This is a genomic window from Streptomyces sp. NPDC089915, assembly GCF_040684675.1.
Taxonomy (GTDB): Bacteria; Actinomycetota; Actinomycetes; order Streptomycetales; family Streptomycetaceae; genus Streptomyces.
Genome location: NZ_JBFBGN010000226.1, coordinates 1 through 5931, shown reverse-complemented (window position 1 = coordinate 5931; position 5931 = coordinate 1). Strand labels below are relative to the sequence as shown.

The 5931-nt window shown below is 71.5% G+C and carries 5 protein-coding genes; 2 read left to right on the top strand and 3 right to left on the bottom strand.

Annotation, left to right across the window (positions count from 1 at the left end; all coding sequences use genetic code 11):
- Positions 1 to 120: 120 nt before the first annotated feature.
- The 3 genes from AB0O29_RS33705 to AB0O29_RS33695 form a co-directional block, all read right to left on the bottom strand.
- Positions 121 to 1314, bottom strand: coding sequence for a hypothetical protein (locus AB0O29_RS33705; protein ID WP_365159586.1), 1194 nt, complete (start codon positions 1312 to 1314; stop codon positions 121 to 123).
- A gap of 239 nt (positions 1315 to 1553) precedes the next feature.
- Positions 1554 to 2783: a DUF349 domain-containing protein gene (locus tag AB0O29_RS33700; protein ID WP_365159583.1), complete on the bottom strand. Its 1230-nt coding sequence runs from the start codon at positions 2781 to 2783 to the stop codon at positions 1554 to 1556.
- A 190-nt stretch (positions 2784 to 2973) separates the two neighbouring features.
- Positions 2974 to 3756 (bottom strand): peptidylprolyl isomerase, encoded by a 783-nt coding sequence (locus tag AB0O29_RS33695; RefSeq protein WP_365159580.1) that lies wholly within the window; start codon positions 3754 to 3756, stop codon positions 2974 to 2976.
- A 152-nt stretch (positions 3757 to 3908) separates the two neighbouring features.
- Here AB0O29_RS33695 and AB0O29_RS33690 point away from each other — a divergent pair, with 152 nt between their 5' ends.
- Both AB0O29_RS33690 and hisS read left to right on the top strand, forming a co-directional pair.
- A complete protein-coding gene (locus AB0O29_RS33690) occupies positions 3909 to 4619 on the top strand; it encodes an MBL fold metallo-hydrolase (protein ID WP_351885511.1) in 711 nt (236 codons plus the stop codon).
- Positions 4620 to 4627: 8 nt separating this feature from the next.
- Positions 4628 to 5887 carry a histidine--tRNA ligase gene (hisS, locus tag AB0O29_RS33685; protein WP_365159576.1) on the top strand — a complete coding sequence of 420 codons (1260 nt, stop codon included), beginning with the start codon at positions 4628 to 4630 and terminating at the stop codon, positions 5885 to 5887.
- Positions 5888 to 5931: the final 44 nt, after the last annotated feature.

The following is a 5931-nucleotide window of genomic DNA, read 5'->3' as shown; positions in this document are numbered from 1 at the left end:
TGCGCGGGCAGCGCGGCGTCGGTCAGGCCGAGGCGGGCGAGGGCCGTGCGCGGGACGGCGGCCTGGGGCGGGGCTCCGGAGCCGGGCGCCCACTCTCGTACGTCCGGCGCGGCGGCCCGGTCAGGGGCAGCCCCACCACACGAAGTTGAGGTTGCCGCCGAAGAGCGCGGACACCGCCGTGGCCGAGCCGATGATCCACACCACCGTGCTCCGCCGGGCCCGGGCGAGGGCCAGCGCGAAGGGGAACAGCAGCGGGAACGCCGGCATGATGAAGCGCATCTTCGAGAAGTAGAAGCCCGCCCCGCCCAGCGCCATCAGCATGATCATGGCCGCGAAGATCCACACCACCATGGGGGGCCGGCGCCGGCGCGTCATCAGCACGAACAGCACCACCGCCGTCACCACGGTCAGCGAGACCACCACGTGGTTGAGGGTCGTGTGCACCTCGGTGAAGGTCTTCTTCAGCTCGCTGAGGGTGTCGAAGCCGCCGTCGTACACCGAACCCCAGCGGCGCTGGAGCTCGAAGTAGCCGTCCCAGCGCCCGAAGTGCCAGCCGACGTAACCCACGTACCCGAACCAGCCCAGCGGGGCGATCAGCGAGGCGGCCACGATCCGCCCCACCGGAGGACGCTGCGCACGGCGCTTGCGGCGCCACTGCACGTACTCCCAGACCCCCGCCAGCACCACGGCCGCGACGATCGCCGAACCCGAGGGCCGGGTGGCCCCAGCGAAGAAGGCCAGCACACCGGCCGTCAGCCACGACTTCGTCATCACCGCGTACATCGCCCACACGGACAGGGCGAGGAACAGCGGCTCGGTGTACGCCATCGACTGGACGAGCGCCGCCGGCACGATCGCGAACAGGGCGCAGGTGAAGAGCGCGACCCGGCGGCCGTAGATCTTGTCGGTGACGGCGAAGATGCCCCACGCGGCGATCACCGACGCCAGCAGCGCCAGCCCCATCGCCACCCAGTTCATGGGCAGGTGCGTGACGTACGAGGTGTACCGCACCAGCATCGGGTAGACGGGGAAGAACGCCATCTGGCAGCTCGGCCCGGCGAACGCGCACGGCGAGGGCGTCGCCAGCGGGGTCGTCAGACCGTTCTCGGCGATGTGCAGGTAGTAGACGGCGTCCCAGCGCCCGCCCAGGATCTCCAGCGGCCGCACGTCCTTGCGCTCGGCCCAGATCGCCATCACGGCGAGACCGGTCGCACGCAGCGCGATGTGGATCAGCAGCGCCTTGCGGGCCCGCTTCAGGTTGGCGAGTACGCGCCGTCCGACACCGCGGAGTCCGGAGTCCTTCTCGCCGGACACCGGTTCGGCGACGAGAAGTGAGTCGGGGACATCAGCGCGTATCTGGGTATGCGTCACATTCGATCCTGGTCGTCGCCCGGCAGAAGGCCGCCGAGGCGGCACCGTACAACGTTACACAGGTGGAGGGTGCAACCCGCGCGCACCCTGTGTTGAAACCGCGTAACGAATCGGACCCATATACGGCGGATGGGCACCACCGGGGGTGACCGGTGGTGCCCGTCCGAAGTCCGTCCGGGGCGTCAGCCGCCGAACTCCTCCAGGCCCTTCAGCGCCTGGTCCAGCAGGGCCTGGCGGCCCTCCAGCTCACGGCCCAGCTTGTCGGCCTTCGCGTTGTTGCCGGCCGTGCGCGCGGCGTCGATCTCACCGCGCAGCTTGTCCACGGCAGCCTGGAGCTGACCCGTCAGACCGGCGGCACGGGCCCGCGCCTCCGGGTTCGTCCGGCGCCACTCGCCGTCCTCGGCCTCCTGGATGGCCCGCTCCACGGCGTGCATCCGGCCCTCGACCTTGGGACGGGCGTCCCGCGGCACGTGGCCGATGGCCTCCCAGCGCTCGTTGACGGAGCGGAACGCGGCCCGGGCCGCCTTCAGGTCCGTCACCGGGAGGATCCGCTCCGCCTCGACGGCCAGCTCCTCCTTCAGCTTCAGGTTCTCGACCTGCTCGGCGTCCCGCTCCGCGAAGACCTCGCCGCGCGCCGCGAAGAACACGTCCTGCGCACCGCGGAAGCGGTTCCACAGGTCGTCCTCGGCCTCGCGCTGCGCCCGGCCCGCCGCCTTCCAGCTGTCCATCAGCTCGCGGTAGCGGGCGGCCGTCGGACCCCAGTCCGTCGACTTCGACAGCGACTCGGCCTCGGCGACCAGCTTCTCCTTCGCCTTGCGGGCGTCCTCGCGCTGGGCGTCCAGCGCGGCGAAGTGCGCCTTGCGGCGCTTGGAGAAGGCGGACCGGGCGTGCGAGAAGCGGTGCCACAGCTCGTCGTCCGACTTGCGGTCGAGCCGGGGCAGGCCCTTCCAGATGTCCACCAGCGCGCGCAGCCGCTCGCCGGCGCTGCGCCACTGGTCGCTCTGCGCCAGCTGCTCGGCCTCGACCACCAGGGCGTCCTTGGCCGTACGGGCCTCGTCGGCCTGCTTGGCCTTCTGGACCTTGCGCTCCTCGCGCCGCGAGTCCACCGACGCGACCAGCTTGTCGAGCCGGCCGCGCAGCGCTTCGAGGTCACCGACGGCGTGGTGCTCGTCCACCTGCGTCCGCAGGTGGTCGATGGCCGTCTGGGCGTCCTTGGCGGACAGATCGGTGGTCCGCACCCGCCGTTCGAGGAGGCCGATCTCGACCACCAAGCCCTCGTACTTGCGCTCGAAGTAGGCCAGGGCCTCCTCGGGGGTGCCCGCCTGCCACGAGCCGACGACCTGCTCGCCCTCGGAAGTACGCACGTACACGGTGCCGGTCTCGTCGACTCGGCCCCACGGGTCGCTGCTCACAGCGCCTCCTCCACCTGATGCCGCGCGGGGTCGTGTCCCCCCGGCATCGTCCACAGTTTCCTGGGGCGGGCAGCGCCCGCCCTGCACAACGCCAACATAGGCGACCGCCGGGCCGGCTGTCCGCATCCCGCACGACGGAATCTCGGCGCACGGGCCGCGGGGCCCGCCGGGGCGGGGCCGCCGGGTCCCGTCAGTCCTTCGTGACGGTGGCCTTCTCGATGGTCACGGGGGTCTTCGGGGCGCCGTCCTGGGCGCCGTCCGCGGTCCCCGCCTTGGCGACCTCCTCCAGCGCCTTCAGCCCGGCCGCGTCGATCTTCCCGAACGGGGTGTACGACGGGGCGAGGGGGCTGTCCTTGTAGACGAGGAAGAACTGGCTGCCGCCGGTGCCCGGCTGGCCGGTGTTGGCCATCGCCACCGTGCCGGCCGGGTAGACCACCTGGCCCTGCTCGTTCGGCTTGCCCAGGGAGTCCAGGTTCTCGTCCGGGATCGTGTAGCCCGGGCCACCGCGGCCGGTGCCCTCGGGATCGCCGCACTGGAGCACGTAGATCCCGCCCGTCACCAGGCGGTGGCACTTGGTCTTGTCGAAGAAGCCCTTGTCGGCGAGCGCCTTGAAGGAGTTCACCGTCTGCGGGGTCTTCGAGGCGTCCATCCCGAACTTGATCTCGCCCGCGCTCGTCTTCAGGTCGAAGGTGTACTTCGCCTTGTCGTCGATCGCCATCGCCGGGGACGGCGACTTCTTCGGCTCGGGCGCCGACGGGGACGCCGAGGGCTCGGCCGCCGCGTCCTTCTTGTCCTTGGAGTCGAAGACGCCGCCCGCGACCAGGGCGACCAGCGCCGCGATCACCACGGCCGAGGCCGCGCCGACGACCGCCAGCCGCTGCCGCGACCTGCGGCGGGCCTCCGCGCGTCGCTTCTGCTGGCGCTCGTACTTCTCCCTGGCGAGCTGTCGCCGACGCTGATCGCTCGTGACCACCGGGTCGTCTCCTTGTACGTCTCTGGTACCGCTGTCCGGGCTCGGTTAGGCCGTACCGTATATGGGTTCGCTGTGTAATGAGGGGCGCCGGTAGGCTCTGAGCAGCAGATTCCGAACTGCTGCCGCCCGCCGGACGACGATTGAGGACGAACGTGCTGATTGCCGGGTTCCCCGCCGGGGCCTGGGGGACCAACTGCTACCTGGTCGCCCCCGCCGCGGGTGAGGAGTGCGTCATCATCGACCCGGGCCACCAGGCCGCCCAGGGAGTCGAGGAGACGCTGAGGAAGCACCGTCTCAAGCCCGTCGCGGTCGTCCTGACCCACGGCCACATCGATCATGTGGCCTCGGTGGTCCCGGTGTGCGGAGCGCACGACGTTCCCGCCTGGATCCACCCCGAGGACCGCTACATGATGAGCGACCCGGAGAAGGCCCTCGGCCGCTCCATCGGGATGCCCCTCATGGGGGAGCTGACCGTCGGCGAGCCGGACGACGTCCGCGAGCTGTCCGACGGCAGTGCTTTGAAGCTGGCCGGGATGGAGTTCTCCGTGGCGCACGCGCCCGGGCATACCAAGGGGTCGGTGACCTTCCGGATGCCCGAGCAGGCCGACGTTCCGCCGGTCTTCTTCTCGGGCGACCTGCTCTTCGCCGGCTCCATCGGACGCACCGACCTGCCCGGCGGCTCCCACGCCGAGATGCTCCAGTCGCTGGCCCGCGTGTGCCTGCCGCTGGAGGACTCGACGGTGGTGCTGTCCGGCCACGGTCCCCAGACCACCATCGGCCGCGAGCGCGCGACCAACCCGTACCTGCGGGAGGTCGCCGCCGGCCTGGGGGACGGCACCGCCGCCCCACGACGAGGAATGTGACGAGTTTCGTGAGCACCTTCAAGGCCCCCAAGGGCACGTACGACCTGCTGCCGCCCCGCTCCGCCAGCTTCCTGGCGGTGCGCGAGGCGATCTCCGCACCCCTGAAGAACTCGGGCTACGGATACGTGGAGACCCCCGGCTTCGAGGACGTGAAGCTGTTCTCCCGCGGCGTCGGCGAGTCCACCGACATCGTCTCCAAGGAGATGTACACCCTCACGACGAAGGGCGGCGACGAGCTCGCCCTGCGCCCCGAGGGCACCGCCTCCGTGCTCCGCGCGGCCCTCCAGGGCAACCTCCACAAGCTCGGCAGCCTCCCCGTCAAGCTCTGGTACTCCGGCTCGTACTACCGCTACGAGCGGGCCCAGGCGGGCCGCTACCGCCACTTCTCCCAGGTCGGCGCCGAGGCGATCGGCGCCGAGGACCCGGCGCTGGACGCCGAGCTGATCATCCTCGCCGACCAGGCGTACCGCTCGCTGGGCCTGCGCAACTTCCGCATCCTGCTGAACTCGCTCGGCGACAAGGAGTGCCGCCCGGTGTACCGGGAGGCGCTCCAGGGCTTCCTGCGCGGCCTCGACCTCGACGAGGAGACCGTCCGCCGGGCCGAGATCAACCCGCTGCGCGTCCTCGACGACAAGCGGCCCGACGTCCAGAAGCAGCTGGTCGGCGCGCCCGTGCTGCGCGACTACCTGTGCGACGCGTGCAAGGCGTACCACGAGGAGGTCCGCGCGCTGGTCACGGCCGCCGGGGTCGCCTTCGAGGACGACGAGAAGCTGGTCCGCGGCCTCGACTACTACACCCGCACCACCTTCGAGTTCGTCCACGACGGCCTGGGCTCGCAGTCCGCGGTCGGCGGCGGCGGCCGCTACGACGGCCTGTCCGAGATGATCGGCGGGCCGGCCCTGCCGTCCGTCGGCTGGGCGCTGGGCGTCGACCGGACCGTGCTGGCCCTGGAGGCCGAGGGCGTGGCGCTGGACATCCCGGCGGCCACGTCGGTGTTCGCCATCGCGCTGGGCGAGGCCAAGCCGGCGGTGTTCGGCCTGGTGACCGAGCTGCGCAAGGCGGGTGTCGCGGCCGACATGTCGTACGGCGGCAAGGGCCTCAAGGGCGCCATGAAGGACGCCAACCGCAGCGGGGCGCGCTTCGCGATCGTCGCGGGCGACCGCGACCTCGCCGAGGGCGTCGTCCAGCTCAAGGACATGGAGTCCGGCGAGCAGACGGCCGTACCGGTGGCCGGCCTGGTCGCCGAGGTGCGGGCCCGTCTGGCCTGACGCGGTCCCCCGCCGTGGCCGGGTCGTTCGCGGCCAGGGCGCGG